Below are 18,947 nucleotides of genomic sequence, written 5' to 3'. Positions count from 1 at the left end.
ACGCGGAACCGGGTGGGGGACAAGATCACTGGGATCCCGCCGCGGTGCAGGCGTGTCGAAGGGGGAACCGTGAAAGAAGTCATGAAGACCGTGAAGACACTTGCCACCGGCGTGGCGGCGTTCGCCGTCGTAGGGGGAGCCGCCGGTGGCGTTTTCGTCGCAGCACCGATGGACCAGGTGCAGCTGGCCGCGCTCGGCGCGCCGTTACCGCAGGACCCGCCACCGCCGCCGCCGGCCCCGGGAGCCCTGCCGACCGCCGAACAGCTGTCGACCCTGTGCGACCAGGCCACCAATCCGGGTGTCTCGTACACGACCAAGAACAATCTCGTCGAGAACGGCATCAGCCCCGACGAGGGCCACGTCGCCGACCACGACCTGCGAAAGGCCTACCGCAACGGGAACTTTCCGGAGACCTTCGCCGTGACGAACATCGCGCCGGCCGGCCCGAACATGGCCCAGGCCGACGTGGCCATCTCGGGTCCGAAGTTCGCCGGGCCGGTGCAAAAGCACCTGGTGTTCGTCAACCAAGGCGGCAACTGGGTCCTGCAGCACGACGCCGCGATCGCCCTGATCCAGGCCGCGACCGCGACGAACTAGGCAGCCGGTATTCTGGGCGGCCACACAGTCTGCGCACAGGTTGTGCATGTTGTCTTCATAGGGCCCGGCCGTAACGTGGCCGTGCCGCGATGCGAAACAACAGCAGGAGCAGGCGCGCTGGGACCACGCCAGATGTGTGGATCCGTTCAGAGTCGTGCCCGTCGAAGGGGGAACCATGAAAACCGTTAAGTTGCTTGCCACCAGCGCAGCGGCCTTCGCCGTCATCGGAGGCGCCGCCGCCGGCGTGGCCTCCAGCGCGGCGCCCGTGGATCAGGTGCGGCTCGCCGCGTTCGGCGCGCCGTTGCCGCAGGATCCGGCCCTGGCCGCCGACGTCCCGACCGCCGACCAGCTGACCGGCGTGCTGAACAGCCTGGCCGACCCGAGCGTCTCCTTCGCCAGCAAGAGCAACCTGGTGCAGGGTGGCATCAGCGGGATCGAGGCGCACGTCGCCGACAAGAAGCTGCAGAAGGCGGCCAAGAACGGCGACCTGCCCCTGTCGTTCGACGTCACGAACATCCAGCCGGCCGCGGCCGGTTCGGCGACCGCCGACGTCGCGGTCTCCGGCCCGAAGCTGACGTCGCCGGTCACCCAGAGCGTCACGTTCGTCAACCAGGGCGGCTGGGTGCTGTCGCGGGCGTCGGCGATGGAGCTGCTGCAGGCCGCCGGTCAGTGATCGGCGCGCGGCTCGCGCGGGCCTGATCGGGCGACGCGAGCGACGCGTACGGGGTCGGCCAGCACGTCGATCGAGGCGATCAGGCCGTCGCGCACGACGAAGCCCATGATCGCCGTCGCGCGGCCGGCGGCGAAGATCACCGCACCCGCGGCACCGTTGACGGTCGCGGCGCGCACCTCGCGGTCCGGGCCCGCGTAGCCGCGGGCCAGCTTCGCCACGGCGGACGCGCCCTCGGTGCGGAAACCGGGGGTGCCGAGCCCGAAGTCGCCGCGCAACACCACGTCGGGGTGGAGCACCGCTACCAGGCGGTCGAAGTCGCCGCTTCGGCCCGCCGCGAAGAAGGCGTCCACGGCCTCCCGCTGGGCGACCATGTCACCGTCGGGAGCCGGGTCGGCCTCTTCGATGCGCCGGCGTGCGCGGCTGGCCAGCTTGCGGGTCGCCTCCGGCGTCCGGCCGACGATGGGTGCGATCTGATCGAAGGGCACGGCGAAGACGTCGTGCAGGACGAACGCCAGGCGCTGCTCCGGCGGCAACGTGTCCAGCACCACGAACAACGCCAGCCCGACCGCGTCGGCCAGCAACGCCCGCTGTTCGGGGTCGAACTCGCCCTCGGCCTCCACGATCGGATCCGGCAGGGCCACGGTCCGGCCGCGCGTGCGGCGGTCGCGCAGCATGTTCAACGAGATGCGGGCCACCACGGTGGTCAGCCAGGCGTCCAGGTTGGCGATACCGTCGCAGCCGGTCCCGCTCAGGCGCAGCCACGCTTCCTGCACGGCGTCCTGGGCGTCGTCGATCGAGCCCAGCATCCGGTAGGCGATCGCGCCCAGCTGCGGTCGCGCCGCCTCGAAACGCGCCGCGACGGACGCGTCCACCCTCACGTGCCACCGGCGGCGTCGGGGATGGCGCAGACCCGGTCGCCGGAGAAGCCGGACGAGCCGATCCCGAGCGCCAGGTTGAAGCGGGCACGCAGATTGCCCAGCGTGATGACGTGGGTGAGCCCGACGAGCTGGGCGGTGTCGAAATGCGCGCGCAGCGCGTCGAAAAGCTCGTCGCTGACCTCGACGGGGGTGCGGCTGATCGCGGTGGCGTATTCGAGGATCAGCTTGTCGACGACGGAGAAGCACGCGGCGTTTCGATAGTCGGACAGGGCGAGCAGTTCCTCGTCGGTGATGCCCCACTGGCGGGCGATCTGTGAACCGAGGTCGATGCAGTACTCGCAGCGCACCGTCGTCGCCGCCTTGAGCTCCGCGAGGGCGCGGTGCCGGGGGCTGAGGATGTCCAGCTTCGATTCGGCCTGCTCGAGCCGCCCGTAGGCGCTGAGCAGCCGGGGGATGTGCGCGTACATCCGCAGCGGTTCCAGCATCCCGGCCGTTTGCAGACCGGTCATCTGGGCCAGCTTGCGCTTGGTGAAGAAGAAGGCAATCTTGGCCCCCAGGCCGGCGTCGCGGTCGGAGACCCCTGGCAACCGGGACATGGCGATCCTCCTAGCAGGTTGCGGTGTGAACTAACGTCCTCACTCAGTCGACACCCGCCAGCGCGTAAACGTGACCGGCTACCGGGGCGGCCCCGGCGCCATGTCCATGTCGAACACCCGGGCGTGCAGCACGGTGCGGTTCCGCAGCGCCGCCCGGACCGCGCGGTGCAGGCCGTCCTCGAGATAGGTGACGCCCTTCCACCGCACCGCGTGCGGGAACAGGTCGCCGTAGAAGGTGGAGTCCTCCGACAGCAGGCGGTCCAGCGCGAGCACCGTCGTCGTGGTGACCAGTTCGTCGAGCCGGATCTGTTGCGGCGGAATCTGGGACCAGTCCCGGTAGGACAGCCCGTGCTCGGGATACGGCTTGCCGTCGCGCACGCCCTTGAAGATCATGGGCCGATCTTTCGCGACGCGATGCCAGGACCGGACCTGTTCATGCTGGACAGGCTAGTCGGAAGAAGCGCCGCCAGCGTCGATGCCGCCCGAATCGCGGTGGGCGCCGCCGACTGACCGCCCCGCCGGCCGGCGGGGGACGGCTGCTGGTAACGCTTAGCACGACTCGAGACCCGTAAAATGGACCGGTCAGCGCGGTGCAGGGAGGTGACAACGAGTGGGAAGTGCCGACGAGCGTCGCTTCGAGGTGCTGCGCGCCATCGTCGCCGATTTCGTTGCCACCAAGGAACCTATCGGTTCCAAGAGCCTGGTGGAGCGTCACAACTTGGGCGTCTCGTCCGCGACGGTCCGCAACGACATGGCGGTGCTGGAGGCCGAGGGCTACATCACGCAGCCCCACACCAGCTCCGGGCGCGTACCCACGGAGAAGGGCTACCGCGAGTTCGTCGACCGGCTGCACGACGTCAAGCCGTTGTCGTCGGCCGAGCGGAGCGCGATCCTGAGCTTCCTCGAGTCCGGTGTCGACCTGGACGACGTGCTGCGCCGGGCGGTGCGGCTGCTGGCGCAGCTGACCCGCCAGGTGGCCGTGGTGCAGTACCCGACGCTGACGTCGTCCACCGTGCGCCACCTCGAGGTGATCGCGCTGACCCCGGCCCGGCTGCTGATGGTCGTCATCACCGACACGGGTCGCGTGGATCAGCGCATCGTCGAACTGGGCGACGTCATCGACGATCACCAGCTGTCCCAACTCCGCGAGATGCTGGGCCAGGCGTTGGTCGGCAAGAAGCTCTCGGCGGCCTCGATCGCGGTGGCCGACCTGGCCGGACAGCTCCGCGCCCCGGACGGCCTGGGCGACGCCGTCGGCCGGTCGGCGACGGTGCTGCTGGAGTCGCTGGTGGAACACACCGAAGAACGCCTGCTGATGGGCGGCACCGCCAATCTCACGCGCAACGCCGCCGATTTCGGTGGCTCGCTGCGCTCCATCCTGGAAGCGTTGGAGGAGCAGGTGGTGGTGCTGCGGTTGCTGGCCGCCCAGCAGGAAGCCGGTAAGGTGACGGTGCGAATCGGCCATGAGACCGCCGCCGAGGAAATGGCGGGGACCTCGATGGTGACCACCGCCTACGGCACGTCCGACACCGTCTTCGGCGGGATGGGTGTGCTGGGGCCCACCCGGATGGACTATCCGGGAACTATTGCCAGCGTCGCCGCGGTTGCCCTTTATATCGGCGAAGTCCTGGGTGCTCGATGAACGCGCACCCGCAGCATGCGCAGGCGCGGGATAAGGACCAGGTTTAGGAGAGTCAGGCGTGGCACGCGACTATTACGGGCTGCTCGGCGTGAGCAGAAACGCCGGCGACGCGGAGATCAAGCGCGCGTACCGCAAGTTGGCGCGCGAATTGCATCCCGACGTCAACCCGGATGAGGCCGCGCAGGCGAAGTTCAAGGAGATCAGCGTCGCCTACGAGGTGCTGAGCGACCCCGAGAAGCGGCGCATCGTCGACCTGGGTGGCGATCCGCTGGAGAACGCCGCGGCGGGCGGCGGGTTCGGCGGCGGTTTCGGCGGCCTGGGCGACGTGTTCGAGGCGTTCTTCGGCGGCGGCTTCAGCGGCGGCGCGGCCTCCCGCGGTCCCATGGGGCGGGTGCGGCCCGGCTCGGACTCGCTGCTGCGGATGCGTCTCGACCTCGAAGAGTGCGCGACCGGCGTGACCAAGCAGGTCACCGTCGACACCGCGGTGCTGTGTGATCGCTGCCAGGGCAAGGGCACCAATGGTGATTCCGTGCCGGTCCCGTGCGACACGTGCGGCGGCCGCGGCGAGGTACAGACGGTGCAGCGGTCGCTGCTGGGTCAGGTGATGACGTCGCGACCGTGTCCCACCTGCCGCGGCGTTGGTGTGGTCATCCCCGATCCCTGCCACCAGTGCATGGGCGACGGCCGGGTCCGGGCCCGCCGTGAGATCAGCGTCAAGATCCCCGCCGGGGTCGGCGACGGCATGCGGGTGCGGCTCGCCGCCCAAGGCGAGGTCGGGCCCGGGGGTGGGCCGGCCGGCGACCTGTACGTCGAGGTGCACGAGCAGCCGCACGACGTCTTCGTGCGCGAAGGTGACGACCTGCACTGCACGGTGTCGGTGCCCATGGTCGACGCGGCCCTGGGCGCCACCATCACCATCGACGCCATCCTGGACGGCATCAGCGAGGTCACCATTCCGCCCGGCACGCAACCGAATTCGGTCATCACCCTGCGCGGCCATGGGATGCCGCACCTGCGCTCGGGCACCCGTGGCGATCTGCACGTCCACGTCGAGGTGCTGGTGCCCACCCGGCTGGACCACCGCGACACCGAACTGCTGCGCGAGCTGAAGACCCGCCGCAGCCGCGACGTGCCCGAGGTCCGCTCGACGCACGCCGGCGGTGGGCTGTTCAGCCGGCTGCGCGAAACCTTCACCGGTCGCTAGTCGCTTAGCAACGCGCGCACATGGTCGCGACCCTGTTCTACGTCGACGCGCTGCCCGATGTCGGCTCGCTGGCCGTCCTCGAGGGCGACGAGGGGTTCCACGCCGCCACCGTGCGCCGGATCCGTCCCGGCGAACAACTGGCCCTCGGCGACGGGGCCGGCGGCCTGGCGCACTGCGAGGTCGAGCACGCCGGCCGCGACGGCCTGCGGGCCCGGGTGCTGAAGCGCTGGAGCGTCGCGGCCGCCCGGCCGCCGGTGACCGTGGTCCAGGCGCTGCCGAAGTCCGACCGCTCGGAGTTGGCCATCGAGCTGGCCACCGAAGCCGGCGCGGACGCGTTCCTGGCCTGGCAGGCGGCCCGGTGCGTGGCGAGTTGGCAGGGTGCCCGCGCGGACAAGGGCCTGCGCCGGTGGCGTGCCGTCGCCCGTTCGGCGGCCCGGCAATCCCGACGGGCGCACATCCCGCCCGTCGACGGCGTGCTGTCCACCGCGGAGCTGGCCCAGCGGATCCGCGACGAGGTGGCCACCGGAGCGGTGGTGCTGGCGTTGCACGAGTCGGCGATCGATCCGCTGACGGGCATCGACGTGGGCGGCGCGAATGCGTTGCTGCTGGTCGTGGGCCCCGAAGGCGGCATCGCGCCCGACGAGGTCGCCGCGCTGACCCAGGCCGGGGCGGCGCCGGTGCGGTTGGGTCCCCAGGTGCTGCGCACGTCGACCGCCGCGGCGGTGGCCCTGGGGGCGCTCGGCGTGCTCACCCCGCGATGGGACGAGGCTTCGAGCCTGTAAATCCGCGGCTGACGGCTGACCAACGTGGGGCCCGGGCGTAGACTTAGGCAGCCGAGCAAACCACCGACAAGCCGAGAAAGCAGGCATCGAGAGCCACGTGACGCCCCGCGAGACCAGCGCTGTTGACGCAGCCGGAGGCCTCCAGGCCAACGCCGCCCACGTACGCAGCAGCATCGATGTTCCGCCCGATGTCGTCGTCGGCTTGTTGGGCTCGGCAGATGAAAACCTCCGCGCGTTGGAACGCAGCCTGAACGCCGACGTGCACGTGCGTGGCAACGCCGTGACGGTCTCGGGGGAGTCGGCCGACGTCGCGCTCGCCGAGCGGGCGATCTCCGAGCTGGTCGCGATCGTCGCCAACGGTCAGCCGCTGACGCCGGAGGTGGTCCGCCACAGCGTGGCCATGCTGGCCGGCACCGACAACGAGTCGCCGGCCGAGGTGCTCACCCTGGACATCCTGTCGCGGCGCGGGAAGACGATCCGGCCCAAGACGCTCAACCAGAAGCGTTACGTCGACGCGATCGACGCCAACACCATCGTCTTCGGGGTCGGTCCGGCCGGCACCGGCAAGACCTATCTGGCGATGGCCAAAGCGGTCAGCGCGCTGCAGACCAAGCAGGTCAACCGCATCATCCTGACCCGCCCGGCGGTGGAAGCCGGTGAGCGCCTTGGCTTTTTGCCGGGCACACTGAGCGAGAAGATCGACCCGTACCTGCGGCCGCTGTATGACGCGCTGTACGACATGATGGATCCCGAGCTGATCCCGAAGCTGATGTCGGCCGGGGTCATCGAGGTGGCGCCGCTGGCGTATATGCGTGGCCGCACGTTGAATTCGGCTTTCATCGTGCTCGACGAGGCGCAGAACACCACGGCCGAGCAGATGAAGATGTTCCTCACCCGGCTGGGCTTCGGGTCGAAGATGGTCATCACCGGGGACATCACGCAGGTCGATCTTCCCGGCGGCGCCAGGTCGGGCCTGCGGTCGGCGATCGAGATCCTGGACAGCGTCGAGGACATCCATATCGCGGAGCTGACCAGTGTGGACGTCGTGCGCCACCGGCTGGTCTCCGAAATCGTCGACGCCTACGCGAAATTCGAAGACCCCGCGCTGGCGATGAACCGGGCGGCCCGGCGGGCGTCGGGCTCCCGCGGGCGCCGGTGATTGAGTGCGACGAGCATCGTATGAGCATTGAGGTATCCAACGAGTCGGGCGTCGACGTCTCCGAGGCGGAGTTGATCAGCGTCGCCCGGTTCGTCATCGCCAAGATGGACGTCAACCCGGCGGCCGAGCTGTCGATGGTGCTGCTGGACACCGCGGCCATGGCCGACCTGCACATGCGCTGGATGGACCTGCCCGGGCCGACGGACGTGATGAGTTTCCCGATGGACGAGCTCGAGCCGGGTGGACGGCCCGACGCCCCGGAGCCGGGACCGTCGATGCTGGGCGACATCGTGCTGTGCCCGGAATTCGCGGCCGGGCAGGCCGACGCGGCGGGCCACAGCCTGGGGCACGAGTTGGCGCTGCTGACCATCCACGGCGTGCTCCATCTGCTGGGCTACGACCACGGCGAGCCGGACGAGGAAAAAGAGATGTTCGCCCTTCAGGGCCGGTTGCTCGAGGAGTGGGTGGCCGAGCAGGTCGAGGCCTACCGGCAGGACCGTCAACTGGAGCGGGATCGCCGGTTGCTGGACAAGTCGAGGTATTTCGACAATTGAGCCGACTTCAACTCGCGGGTATCGCGGCCGCAGCCGCCGTAGCGTTGGCACCGTTCTCGGTGGTGGCCGGCACGATCGGGGTGGCCGAGGCGGCTCCGTGCGCCGGCGCGGGATCGAACCCCACCAGCTGCCAGTGGTGTCAATATCTGGTGGCGCAGTATCACACCTCCAACGTGTGCTCCCAGTCCGCGCCGCCCCGCCGGGCTCAGCCGTCGCCGAGCGAGGCGCCGGTGCAGCTTCCGGCGCTCCCCCCGTACGAGCCGCCCAACACGGAGCCGGTGCACGCGCCGCCGGTCATCCCGCCGAATCTGCCGCCCGCCAACACGGTTCCGACGATCAATGCGGCGGGCCCCGACGCGTCCAGAAACGTCTCGGTGGTGGCACCGCCACGGGGGCTGGACGTCCCGCCGCCGGCCGTCGCGGCGGCCAAGGCCGCACCGCCGATGCGCGTCAATCCCGCCGACCCGCCGAAGCCGCCGCAGCAGATCGACTTCAACCAGCGGGTGCAGAACGTCGTCAGCACCCACCGGGAGAACGTCGACGTCCTCAAGGTCGACAACCAGCGGCTGATCCGGCCGCGGCACTGGGACTACGTCGACTACGACGACGCCTATCGCCGTCCGGCCCTGTATAACCCGCTGAATCAGGCGATGACGTTCCACTACTCCTACAACGGTGCCGACCGGGAGGCATACCTGCCGGCCGGCACCCGCATCTTGCTCGATGCCGCCACCGTCGGCGTGGTCCCGTTCACCGCTGTCGGCGACGGCTGGGTGGCGTCGGGCAGCTTCTATGGCGGGGGCTCGGTGCCGCCCGTCGGCTTCAACGGCCCCCCACCCCCGGACTACCGGCAGCCGGAACCGCCGAAGGTGTATCAGAACGTCTTGGTCGCCGTCCCCGCCGCCAACCAGACCGTGGAAGTCGGCCAGGTCTCGGTGGTGGGCCTGGACAACAGCCAACCGGCCGGCAGCCGGGACACGATCTTCCTGCTGGACGACTCCACCCTGGCCTGGGGTCAGATCAACGACTCCAGCAGCGCCAGCGCCCAAATCAGGGTGACCAAGACTCAGTCGCTGCCGGGTGTGGGCCCGACCGACGACGGCAACTTCCTGGTGGTGCTGGGTGTTCGCCCGCACGAGGAGCCCACTCAACCCGCCCAGCCCTGGTGGCCCTCGGCCCTGGGCTACGGGGCGTTGGGGGTGGTCGTGGGCCTCACCGCCTGGGCTCTCAACCGGAAGCGCAGCGACGACGACGTAGGGGAGCCCGTCACCACGTCAAGGTCTTCCGGCAATTGACCGGCCTGTCCTGGCTGCTCGGCGCGCTGGCGCTGATCGCCATCGGCGGGATGTTCGCGGCTATCGACGCCGCCATCAGCACGGTGTCGCTGGCCCGGGTCCAGGAACTGGTGCGCGAGGAGCGGCCCGGCGCCGTGTCGCTGGCCGAGGTGATGGCCGAGCGGCCGCGCTACATCAACCTGGTCGTGCTGCTGCGGATCACCTGCGAGATCACCGCGACCGTGCTGCTGGTGCTGTTCCTCTACGACAACTTCGGCCTGAATTGGGCGTTGTTCGGCGCTGCGGCGACCATGGTGGTGATGAGCTTCGTCGTCATCGGGGTCGGCCCGCGCACCCTGGGCCGCCAGCATGCGTATTCCATCTCGTTGGCGACGGCCGTTCCGCTGCGGCTCATTTCGTGGTTGCTGATGCCGCTCAGCCGGTTGCTGGTGGTCCTGGGTAACGCGCTCACGCCCGGCCGCGGCTTGCGCAACGGGCCGTTCGCATCCGAGATCGAACTCCGCGAGGTCGTCGACCTGGCCCAGCAGCGCGGCGTGGTCGCCGCCGACGAACGCCGGATGATCGAGTCGGTCTTCGAACTCGGCGACACCCCGGCCCGCGAGGTGATGGTGCCGCGCACCGAGATGATCTGGATCGAAAGCGACAAGCTTGCCAGTCAGGCGTTGAACCTCGCGGTCCGCAGCGGGCATTCCCGGCTCCCGGTGATCGGCGAGAACGTCGACGACATCGTCGGGGTCGTGTACCTCAAAGACCTTGTGCAGCAGAGCTTTCTTTCGGGTGACCGGGGTCGGGGCATCACGGTCGCGCAGGTGATGCGCCCGGCCGTGTTCGTGCCGGACTCCAAGCCCCTGGACACGCTGCTGCGCGAAATGCAGCGCGATCGCAACCACATGGCACTCTTGGTCGACGAGTACGGCGCGATAGCCGGCCTGGTCAGCATCGAGGACGTGCTGGAGGAAATCGTCGGCGAGATCGCCGACGAGTACGACCAGGCGGAGACGGCGCCGATCGAAGACTTGGGCGACAAGCGTTTTCGCGTTTCGGCGCGGCTGCCGATCGAAGACCTCGGTGAGCTGTACGACGTGGAATTCGACGACGATCTCGACGTCGATACCGTCGGCGGTCTGCTCGCGCTGGAATTGGGCCGGGTTCCGCTGCCCGGTGCCGAGGTGGTCTCACACGGCCTGCGCCTGCAAGCCGAGGGCGGCACCGACCATCGGGGGCGGGTACGGGTCGGCACCGTCCTGCTGAGCCCGGCCGAGCCCGAGTCCAACGGCTCCGGCGACCGTGAGGCCGAAGAGCATGGCTGAGCGCCGGGACGCCGGGGCATGACCGAATTCCGTTCCGGCTTCGTCTGTCTGGTCGGCCGGCCGAACACCGGCAAGTCGACGCTGACCAACGCCCTGGTGGGCACCAAGGTGGCGATCACCTCGACGCGGCCCCAGACCACCCGGCACACCATTCGCGGGATCGTGCACCGGGACAACTTCCAGATCATCCTCGTCGACACACCCGGCCTGCATCGGCCGCGCACCCTGCTGGGCAAGCGCCTCAACGACCTGGTCCGCGACACCTACGGCGAGGTGGACGTGATCGGCTTGTGCATCCCGGCCGACGAGGCGATCGGTCCCGGCGACAGGTGGATCGTGGACCAGATCCGTTCGACCGCACCGAAAACGACGCTGGTGGCCATCGTCACCAAGATCGACAAGGTCCCGAGGGACCGGGTGGCCGCCCAGCTGGTCGCCGTCAGCGACCTCGTTGGCAGTTCGGCCGAAATCGTCCCGGTGTCGGCAACCACCGGCGAGCAGGTGGACGTTCTGATCGACGTGCTCGTGGCGGCGCTGCCGGAGGGCCCGGCGTACTACCCCGACGGCGAACTGACCGACGAACCCGAAGAGACGCTGATGGCCGAGCTCATCCGCGAGGCAGCCCTCGAGGGCGTCCGCGACGAGCTGCCGCATTCACTGGCGGTGGTCATCGACGAGGTCAACCCGAGGGAGGACCGCGACGACCTGATCGATGTGCACGCCATCCTCTACGTCGAGCGGGACAGCCAGAAAGGCATCGTCATCGGCAAAGGCGGCGCCCGACTGCGGGAAGTCGGGACCGCGGCTCGCGGGCAGATCGAGAAGCTGCTGGGCACCAAGGTCTACCTCGAGCTGCGCGTCAAGGTGGCCAAGAACTGGCAAAGCGACCCCAAACAGCTTGGTCGGCTGGGCTTTTAACGCGCCACGCGGTGCTGCACGGCGATTGGCAAACCCGAAGCCGCAAGCGAAGTCAACATTCCGCGCTGTGCCGCTTGGGGCTTCACCGTGACGGCGTGGCGCCGGCCACCGGCGGCGTGCCCGTCTCGGCGTTCCACCACATCGTCGGCTGCTTGGTCGACCACCCGCACACGGCCTCCAGTTCGGCGGCCAGCGAGATCAGCATGCCCTCGCTGTTTGCGGGCCCCATCAACTGCACACCGATCGGCAGCCCCTCGGAGGTGAACCCGGCCGGCACGTTGATCGACGGCCAGCCCAGCACGTTCCATGCGAAGGTGGCCGGGCAGGCGGCGACCATCGCGCGATCGGTGCCGAAGCCGCTCAACCGGTCGAAGGCGCGCGCCAGCGGTGGCGGTTGGGCGGTGGTCGGAGCCAGGACGACATCGACGATGTCGAAGATCGAACCCACCCGCCGCTGGGCGGCGGCTTCGTGCCGCCGCGCCGTGCGCAGGATCGCCTGACCCAGGACGTGACCCACGCGCAGGTTCGACAACGTGCGGGGGTCCAGGATCACCCCGTCGCCCAGACGCTCCTCCCAATCCCGCAGCCCGGCGGTGGACCGGGCGAGGAAGTCCCACGACAGCCGCAGGCCGTAGTCGGGGTTGCCCGGCACGACGGTGTGCCCGAGCAGCTCGAGCTGTCTGGCCACGGCTCGCGTCGCGGCCAGGATCTCAGGATGCAGCTTGGGCCGAAAACCGGTGTACGGGAACCGGGTTGACAGCGCGATATTCAGCGGGCCGGGCGCGATACCGACATAGTCGGACGCGGTGATCGGGGGCGGCTTGTGCCGGTCGCCCTCGACGTTGCCCGACGCGGCGTCGAGCACCAGTGCCGCGTCGGCCACCGTCCGGGCCAGCACGCCGTTGACCGTGATGCCGTTGAACGCCTCGGGCAGTGGCCAGGTGGAGATGCGGCCACGCTGCGGCTTGATACCCACCAGGTGCGTCCACGCGGCGGGGATGCGGACGCTGCCGGCGCCGTCGGAGCCGATCGCGGCGGTGACCAGTCCCGCGGCCACCGCGGCCGCGCTGCCCCCGGACGAGCCGCCCGGGGTGTGCCGGCGCGACCAGGGGTTGCGGGTATGCCCGAATCCGGGTCCGCTGGTGAACGGCCACTGGCCCAGTTCGCAGGTATTGGTCTTGCCCACGATCACCGCGCCCGCGGCCTTCAGGCGGCGAACCACCTCGGCGTCGTGGGTGGCGGGCGCGACATATCCCTCGGTGCCGAATGCGGTCGGCACCCCGGCGATGTCGACGTCGTCCTTGACCGCGATCGGGATGCCCAGCAACGGCGCCGTGTCGCCGGCCTGCCGCCGGCGATCGGCGGCCGCCGCGGCGGCCAGCGCCGACTCGGTGAGCACCACGCGGAAGGCGTTCAACGTCGGCTGGCTCGCGTGGATGGCATGCAGGGAGCGCCGCACCAGTGTGACGGAGGTCACCGAGCGACTCGCCAGCTGATACAGCAGGTCAGTCAGGGTGGGCAGACGCTGGCCGCCGGATCCGGAAACGGACCCGGTACTCGACTCGGAAGCGCCAATCACGGGGTACGAGACTAACCGGCGCGGATACCAGCATTGTCGCGGCGGGGTGCAAAACTATTGTGATGCGGCTGTATCGAGACCGGGCGGTGGTGTTGCGCCAGCACAAGCTCGGCGAGGCCGACCGGATCGTCACCCTGCTCACCCGCGATCACGGGCTGGTTCGGGCGGTGGCAAAGGGTGTTCGCCGCACCCGCAGCAAATTCGGGGCGCGGCTGGAGCCGTTCGCGCACATCGACGCGCAACTGCATCCCGGCCGCAACCTCGACATCGTCACCCAGGTCGTCTCGATCGACGCGTTCGCCACCGACATCGTCAGCGACTACGGCCGCTATACCTGTGGATGCGCGATGCTGGAAACCGCCGAACGCCTCGCCGGTGAGGAGCGGGCCCCCGCCCCGGACCTGCACCGGCTCACGGTGAGCGCACTGCGGGCGGTGGCCGACGGCCGCCGGTCCCGGGACCTGCTGCTGGACGCCTACCTGCTGCGCGCCATGGGCATCGCCGGATGGGCGCCGGCGCTGACCGAGTGCGCCCGGTGCGCCACACCCGGGCCGCACCGCGCGTTTCACGTCGGCGCCGGGGGCAGCGTCTGCACACACTGCCGTCCGGCCGGTTCGACGACACCGCCGCCGGGCGTGCTGGATCTGATGTCGGCGCTGCACGACGGCGATTGGGAGTTCGCCGACAAGGCCCCGCAATCGCACCGCAGCTACGTCAGCGGGCTGGTGGCCGCCCACCTGCAGTGGCATCTGGAACGGCAGCTCAAAACGTTGCCACTGGTGGAACGGACGTATCACGCCGACCGCACCATCGCCGAACGACGCGCAACGCTTGTCGAGCAGGACTGTGGCTAGCAAGGCTGAGAGGAGGGGGGCGTCCGCCGTCTTCCCGCAGCTACCGCCCGCCCCCGACGACTATCCGGTCTTCCCCGAGCGGACGACGTGGCCGGTCGTCTTTCCCGAACTGCCGCCGTCGGCGGACGGTGGGCCGTGCCGGCCGCCACAGCACGTCTCGAAAGCCGCCGCACCCCGGATCCCGGCCGATCGATTGCCCAACCATGTGGCGATCGTGATGGACGGCAACGGCCGGTGGGCCACCCAACGAGGGCTGACCCGTACCGACGGCCACAAAGCGGGTGAGGCGGTGGTCATCGACATCGTCTGTGGTGCTATCGAAATCGGGATCAAGTGGCTCAGCCTCTATGCCTTCTCCACCGAGAATTGGAAGCGATCCCCGGAGGAAGTCCGCTTCCTGATGGGCTTCAACCGCGATGTGGTGCGCATGCGCCGCGTGAACCTCAGGACGATAGGGGTCAAGATCCGCTGGGTGGGGTCGCGTCCACGCCTGTGGCGCAGCGTGATCAATGAATTGGCGATCGCGGAAGAGATGACGAAGGACAACGACGTCATCACCGTGAACTACTGCGTCAACTACGGGGGCCGCGCCGAAATCGCCGAGGCCACAAAGGAAATCGCGCGCCTGGCCGCCGCCGGCCGGCTGAACCCGGAGCGCATCACCGAGGCGACGGTGGCCCAGCACCTGCAGCGGCCCGACATCCCCGACGTGGATCTTTTCCTGCGAAGCTCGGGGGAGCAGCGGTCCAGCAATTTCATGCTGTGGCAGGCCGCGTACGCCGAATACATCTTCCAAGACAAGCTGTGGCCCGACTACGACCGCCGCGACCTGTGGGCGGCGTGCGAGGAATACGCTTCCCGCAACCGAAGATTCGGGAGCGCGTAGTGGGGACCGGAAGAGGGGCGGAGCCGGGCGCAACGGGTCCGCACGGGGATGATCCGACGCCCTCACTGCAGGAGCGTCTGGCGTCGGTCCTCGGCGAAGTCCTCCCGGTTCAACAGGAGCCCGACGGCGCGCTGACGGTGCGCCACGGCGGGACCATCGCGTCGTTGCGGGTGGTGAACATCGCCGACGACCTCGACCTGGTGTCGCTCACCCAGGTCGTGGCCTGGGACCTGCCGCTGACCAAGAAGATCGGCGACCAGGTCGCCAAGCACGCCCGCGACAGCAACTTCGGCAGCGTCACGCTGGTGGAAAAGATCAACGAGAAGGCCGTGCAACGCAATTCGGGCAAAGGTGCGGCCAAGAGCGCCGACGTGATGTTGCGCTATAACTTCCCCGGTGGCGGCCTCACCGACGACGCCCTGCGCACCCTGATTCTGCTGGTGCTCGATACGGGCGCAGCGATCCGTCGCACGGTGACGGGTTAGGGCTCTAAGACACCGCCGCTTCGGTCGGCGCGACAGCTACCGATCCCCGGCCGCTATCCCCGACGCGGGTCTGCAGCAACGAGCGTAGGAGGTCTTGGTCGTGCTGAGCCGGTCGCGTCGAGTCGACGAACCGCTCGATGACTCCGACGAAGCGATCCGGGTCGTCTTTGAACGGCATGTGCCCGGAGTTTTCGAAGATCTCCAAGCGTGACCCGGGTAGCGCCTCATGGGCGATCCGGGCATGGTCTACCGGGATCACGAAGTCGTCCTCGCCCCAGATCACTTGCACCGGAATGGGTTGCGCGAGATAGCTTCGGTCCAGCATCGTGACGAACTGGCCGCGCGTGTCCACCACCGAACGCAAGGTGCGCGCGAACGCCGACAATGCGCGCGCGTCCCGGAAGCCCTCGAGCAGATTCACCACATCGGCGACGTCGTGTCCGAGGTTGTTGGGGCCCAGCACGTTAGCCATGGCCCGCCCGAACAGTCGGATCGCCGGCATCACGCCCGGCATGCGCAGCATGGCCAAGGTCTCGCTGCCCAACGGCATCGCCGCCAACCGCAGGGCCATGCTGACCTCCTGGGCCACGCCGCCGCTGCTGACCAGCACGATGCGCTCTACCAGCTGGGGGTACTGATAGGCGAATTGCATTGCGACACCGCCACCGAACGAATGCCCGACCACGGTGACTCGGTCAATGTCAAGCGCGGCAAGCAGGTCGCGCATGCCGTTCGCGAAGGCCGCCAACGAGTAGTCGGCACGTGGTTTCTCCGACTCCCCGTGGCCCAGCAGATCGGGCGCGATGACGGTGAACCGGCGCGCAAGTTTGGCGTGCACAGGTTCCCATGCCGTGGACTTGTCGCCGACGCCGTGGATCAGCAGCAGAGCCGGACCCGACCCGGCGACCCGGAACGCACGCCGGTAGCCATGGATGGTGCGAAATTGCAGTGACGGAGCCTCGTCTGTGCGCACGGGCCGCAGATGGCGCGATCGGTGGTTCCGCATGGTGCTCTCACTTCCCTAGAGTTCCTGCTGGTCTCGGCCCGTGGGCCACTCATGGGTAGGAGCACGCGGCGGGCGCGTGTCGGACACTTTTTTCAGAACTTTTTTCCGCCGTGCCGCGTTCGGCCGGCTCGGGTCAACCTAGGACCCGCACTGTGCACAGGTGCCGAAGATCTCGATGGTGTGGCTGACGTCGGAATAGCCGTGCTTGGCCGCGACTTGCGCCGCCCACTCCTCGACCTCGTGGTCGCCCACTTCGATGGTGGAACCGCAGCCCCGGCAGACCAGATGGTGATGGTGGTGCTCGGAGCACCTGCGGTAGACCGACTCGCCCGTGTCGGTGCGCAGCGTGTCGACCATCCCCGCCGCCGCCATCGACTGCAGCGTGCGATAGACGGTGGTCAGCCCGATGTTCTCGCCGCGGCGGCGCAGCTCGTCGTGCAACTCCTGCGCCGAGCGGAAGTCGTCGAGGGTGTCCATCAGGGTGGAGATCGCCGCCCGCTGACGGGTCGAGCGGACGCTCGCGCCTGTCATTGGGGCGCGTCCTCGCTCGCGTGGGCGACGGCGTCCACGACGATGTGCGCCAGGTGATGGTCGGCAAGCCGGTACAGCACCTCGCGACCGGAGCGCTCCCCGGCGACCACGCCGGCCGCCTTGAGGATCTTCAGGTGCTGGCTGACCAGCGGCTGGGGCACGCCGAGCGCGTCGACCAGCTCATGCACGCAGCGGTGGGACTCACGCAGCTGCAGCACGATGGCGATCCGCACGGGAGCGGCCAGCGCGCGCAGCAGTTCGCCCGCCGCGTCGAGAATTTCGCGCGGCGGCGGGACGGGGTAATCCGCCGCCGTCCGGTGCCCGCCGGACGGGGATTCGTCGTGCTCGTGGGCAACGACGGTCATGGCCGATCCCATGTCGCTATCGGCGGAGAGGGGAGCATCGCCATGGGGGAGAGTCATCACCTCGAGAAGTGCCAGGTAGTGGGAGAACCCGCCGGGAGGTATCGCGAGCGGCAGACTTCCACTGTCACATGCATGATGACGCATGTCAAAGACCGCGGCGCCGATCGCTACCATGACTGATGCTCTGCGCACAGCGGTCGACCGCCGCGCGCGCCCGTTCGAACCCGGAAAGGGAGTGCACCACGCCGTGGCGTCCGTCATCGACACCGTAGTCAACCTGGCCAAACGGCGCGGCTTCGTCTTTCCCTCGGGGGAGATTTACGGCGGCACCCGGTCGGCGTGGGACTACGGCCCGCTGGGAGTGGAGCTCAAGGAGAACATCAAGAGGCAGTGGTGGCGCTCGGTGGTCACCGGGCGCGACGACGTCGTCGGAATCGATTCGTCGATCATCCTGCCGCGGCAGGTCTGGGTGGCCTCCGGCCACGTCGAGGTGTTCCACGACCCCCTGGTCGAGTGCCTGAACTGCCACCACCGGCATCGTCAGGACCACATGCAGGAGGCCTACGCGGCCAAGAAGGGGATCGACGACCCCGACTCGGTGCCGATGACCGAGATCGTCTGCCCGGATTGCGGCACCAAGGGACAGTGGACCGAGCCGCGCGAGTTCAACATGATGCTCAAGACCCACCTCGGGCCGATCGAGACCGAGGAGGGCCTGCACTATCTGCGTCCCGAGACCGCGCAGGGCATCTTCGTCAACTTCGCCAACGTGGTGACCACCGCGCGCAAGAAGCCGCCGTTCGGTATCGGCCAGATCGGCAAGAGTTTTCGCAACGAGATCACGCCGGGCAACTTCATTTTCCGAACGCGCGAGTTCGAGCAAATGGAAATGGAGTTCTTCGTCGAGCCGTCGACCGCGAAGGAATGGCACCAGTATTGGATTGACACCCGGCTGCAATGGTATGTCGAACTGGGTATCGACCCGGAGAATCTGCGGTTATTCGAGCATCCGGCCGAGAAGCTTTCGCACTACTCGGACCGCACCGTCGACATCGAGTACAAGTTCGGTTTCGCCGGCAACCCGTGGGGCGAGCTGGAAGGCGTCGCCAACCGGACCGATTTCGACTTGTCCACCCACGCAAAGCACTCCGGTGCCGACCTGTCGTACTACGACCAGGTCACCGATAGCCGGTACACCCCGTACGTCATCGAACCCGCTGCCGGCCTCACCCGGTCGTTCATGGCGTTTCTGATCGATGCCTACACCGAGGACCAGGCCCCCAACGCCAAGGGCGTGATGGAGAAGCGCACGTTGCTGCGGCTGGACCCGAGGTTGGCTCCGGTCAAGGCCGCGGTGCTGCCGCTGTCCCGGCACGCCGACTTGAGTCCCAAGGCGCGCGACCTGGCCGCCGAGTTGCGCACCTGCTGGAACATCGATTTCGACGACGCCGGCGCGATCGGCCGGCGCTACCGGCGCCAGGACGAGGTGGGGACGCCGTTCTGCGTGACGGTTGATTTCGATTCACTCGAAGACAACGCCGTCACGGTGCGCAACCGCGACGACATGACGCAGGAGCGAGTCGCGATGAATGCCGTGGCCGACTATCTCGCCGCGCGGCTCAAGGGTTGCTGA

The 18,947-nt window shown here is 68.7% G+C and carries 21 protein-coding genes; 14 read left to right on the top strand and 7 right to left on the bottom strand.

Going from position 1 to position 18,947, the window contains the following annotated elements:
• Positions 1-81 precede the first annotated feature (81 nt).
• Positions 82-597 carry a hypothetical protein gene (locus G6N37_RS10745; RefSeq protein ID WP_163684897.1) on the top strand — a complete coding sequence of 172 codons (516 nt, stop codon included), beginning with the start codon at positions 82-84 and terminating at the stop codon, positions 595-597.
• A gap of 175 nt (positions 598-772) precedes the next feature.
• Positions 773-1,270 (top strand): hypothetical protein, encoded by a 498-nt coding sequence (locus G6N37_RS10740; RefSeq protein ID WP_163679704.1) that lies wholly within the window; start codon positions 773-775, stop codon positions 1,268-1,270.
• Here G6N37_RS10740 and G6N37_RS10735 read toward each other — a convergent pair.
• The 3 genes from G6N37_RS10735 to G6N37_RS10725 all read right to left on the bottom strand — a co-directional run bounded on the left by G6N37_RS10735 (position 1,264) and on the right by G6N37_RS10725 (position 3,137).
• On the bottom strand, positions 1,264-2,148 hold the full coding sequence (locus G6N37_RS10735) for a sigma-70 family RNA polymerase sigma factor (RefSeq protein ID WP_163679701.1): 885 nt from the start codon (positions 2,146-2,148) through the stop codon (positions 1,264-1,266). The two genes, G6N37_RS10740 and G6N37_RS10735, sit on opposite strands and share 7 nt — an antisense overlap.
• The gene (locus tag G6N37_RS10730; RefSeq protein WP_163679698.1) at positions 2,145-2,744 is read right to left on the bottom strand and encodes a carboxymuconolactone decarboxylase family protein; all 600 of its coding nucleotides are present in this window, start codon (positions 2,742-2,744) and stop codon (positions 2,145-2,147) included. The genes G6N37_RS10735 and G6N37_RS10730 overlap by 4 nt, the downstream gene beginning before the upstream one ends.
• A 78-nt stretch (positions 2,745-2,822) precedes the next feature.
• Positions 2,823-3,137, bottom strand: a complete 315-nt coding sequence (locus G6N37_RS10725; RefSeq protein ID WP_046185708.1) for a type II toxin-antitoxin system VapB family antitoxin — start codon at positions 3,135-3,137, stop codon at positions 2,823-2,825.
• 217 nt (positions 3,138-3,354) lie between these two features.
• On the opposite strand from G6N37_RS10725, the gene hrcA reads away from it, so the two are divergent.
• From hrcA to era, 8 genes are all read left to right on the top strand, one after another.
• Positions 3,355-4,386: a heat-inducible transcriptional repressor HrcA gene (hrcA, locus tag G6N37_RS10720; protein WP_163679695.1), complete on the top strand. Its 1,032-nt coding sequence runs from the start codon at positions 3,355-3,357 to the stop codon at positions 4,384-4,386.
• 58 nt (positions 4,387-4,444) lie between these two features.
• Entirely contained in the window at positions 4,445-5,590 is a 1,146-nt protein-coding gene (dnaJ, locus tag G6N37_RS10715) for a molecular chaperone DnaJ (protein ID WP_163679692.1), read from the top strand.
• A 20-nt stretch (positions 5,591-5,610) separates the two neighbouring features.
• Positions 5,611-6,372: a 16S rRNA (uracil(1498)-N(3))-methyltransferase gene (locus tag G6N37_RS10710; RefSeq protein ID WP_163679689.1), complete on the top strand. Its 762-nt coding sequence runs from the start codon at positions 5,611-5,613 to the stop codon at positions 6,370-6,372.
• Between the two features lie 97 nt (positions 6,373-6,469).
• Positions 6,470-7,531: a PhoH family protein gene (locus tag G6N37_RS10705; protein ID WP_163679686.1), complete on the top strand. Its 1,062-nt coding sequence runs from the start codon at positions 6,470-6,472 to the stop codon at positions 7,529-7,531.
• A gap of 20 nt (positions 7,532-7,551) precedes the next feature.
• Complete coding sequence (gene ybeY, locus G6N37_RS10700; RefSeq protein WP_083169174.1) at positions 7,552-8,085, top strand: rRNA maturation RNase YbeY; 534 nt, start codon at positions 7,552-7,554, stop codon at positions 8,083-8,085.
• Entirely contained in the window at positions 8,082-9,380 is a 1,299-nt protein-coding gene (locus tag G6N37_RS10695) for a hypothetical protein (protein ID WP_163679683.1), read from the top strand. The genes ybeY and G6N37_RS10695 overlap by 4 nt, the downstream gene beginning before the upstream one ends.
• Positions 9,377-10,690, top strand: coding sequence for a hemolysin family protein (locus tag G6N37_RS10690; RefSeq protein ID WP_083169178.1), 1,314 nt, complete (start codon positions 9,377-9,379; stop codon positions 10,688-10,690). The genes G6N37_RS10695 and G6N37_RS10690 overlap by 4 nt, the downstream gene beginning before the upstream one ends.
• Before the next feature lie 18 nt (positions 10,691-10,708).
• Positions 10,709-11,608 (top strand): GTPase Era, encoded by a 900-nt coding sequence (era, locus tag G6N37_RS10685; RefSeq protein ID WP_083169180.1) that lies wholly within the window; start codon positions 10,709-10,711, stop codon positions 11,606-11,608.
• Positions 11,609-11,690: 82 nt separating this feature from the next.
• Here the strand turns inward: era and G6N37_RS10680 are convergent, their stop codons facing one another.
• Positions 11,691-13,187 (bottom strand): amidase, encoded by a 1,497-nt coding sequence (locus tag G6N37_RS10680; protein WP_083169182.1) that lies wholly within the window; start codon positions 13,185-13,187, stop codon positions 11,691-11,693.
• A gap of 62 nt (positions 13,188-13,249) precedes the next feature.
• Here G6N37_RS10680 and recO point away from each other — a divergent pair, with 62 nt between their 5' ends.
• The 3 genes from recO to G6N37_RS10665 all read left to right on the top strand — a co-directional run bounded on the left by recO (position 13,250) and on the right by G6N37_RS10665 (position 15,412).
• Positions 13,250-14,041: a DNA repair protein RecO gene (recO, locus tag G6N37_RS10675; protein WP_083169184.1), complete on the top strand. Its 792-nt coding sequence runs from the start codon at positions 13,250-13,252 to the stop codon at positions 14,039-14,041.
• Positions 14,034-14,927, top strand: a complete 894-nt coding sequence (locus G6N37_RS10670; protein WP_083169186.1) for a decaprenyl diphosphate synthase — start codon at positions 14,034-14,036, stop codon at positions 14,925-14,927. The genes recO and G6N37_RS10670 overlap by 8 nt, the downstream gene beginning before the upstream one ends.
• Positions 14,928-14,992: 65 nt before the next feature.
• Positions 14,993-15,412: a hypothetical protein gene (locus G6N37_RS10665; RefSeq protein ID WP_163684895.1), complete on the top strand. Its 420-nt coding sequence runs from the start codon at positions 14,993-14,995 to the stop codon at positions 15,410-15,412.
• Between the two features lie 4 nt (positions 15,413-15,416).
• Here G6N37_RS10665 and G6N37_RS10660 read toward each other — a convergent pair whose 3' ends face one another.
• The 3 genes from G6N37_RS10660 to G6N37_RS10650 form a co-directional block, all read right to left on the bottom strand.
• Positions 15,417-16,418 carry an alpha/beta fold hydrolase gene (locus G6N37_RS10660; protein ID WP_163679681.1) on the bottom strand — a complete coding sequence of 334 codons (1,002 nt, stop codon included), beginning with the start codon at positions 16,416-16,418 and terminating at the stop codon, positions 15,417-15,419.
• A 138-nt stretch (positions 16,419-16,556) separates the two neighbouring features.
• On the bottom strand, positions 16,557-16,949 hold the full coding sequence (locus G6N37_RS10655) for a Fur family transcriptional regulator (protein ID WP_083169192.1): 393 nt from the start codon (positions 16,947-16,949) through the stop codon (positions 16,557-16,559).
• A complete protein-coding gene (locus G6N37_RS10650; RefSeq protein ID WP_372514685.1) occupies positions 16,946-17,374 on the bottom strand; it encodes an ArsR/SmtB family transcription factor in 429 nt (142 codons plus the stop codon). The genes G6N37_RS10655 and G6N37_RS10650 overlap by 4 nt, the downstream gene beginning before the upstream one ends.
• A gap of 175 nt (positions 17,375-17,549) precedes the next feature.
• Here G6N37_RS10650 and G6N37_RS10645 point away from each other — a divergent pair, with 175 nt between their 5' ends.
• Positions 17,550-18,947, top strand: a complete 1,398-nt coding sequence (locus tag G6N37_RS10645) for a glycine--tRNA ligase (RefSeq protein WP_163684894.1) — start codon at positions 17,550-17,552, stop codon at positions 18,945-18,947.

The sequence above is a fragment of the Mycobacterium seoulense genome, assembly GCF_010731595.1.
GTDB classification, from domain to species: Bacteria; Actinomycetota; Actinomycetes; order Mycobacteriales; family Mycobacteriaceae; genus Mycobacterium; species Mycobacterium seoulense.
This window is presented reverse-complemented; position numbering and strand designations above follow the sequence as displayed.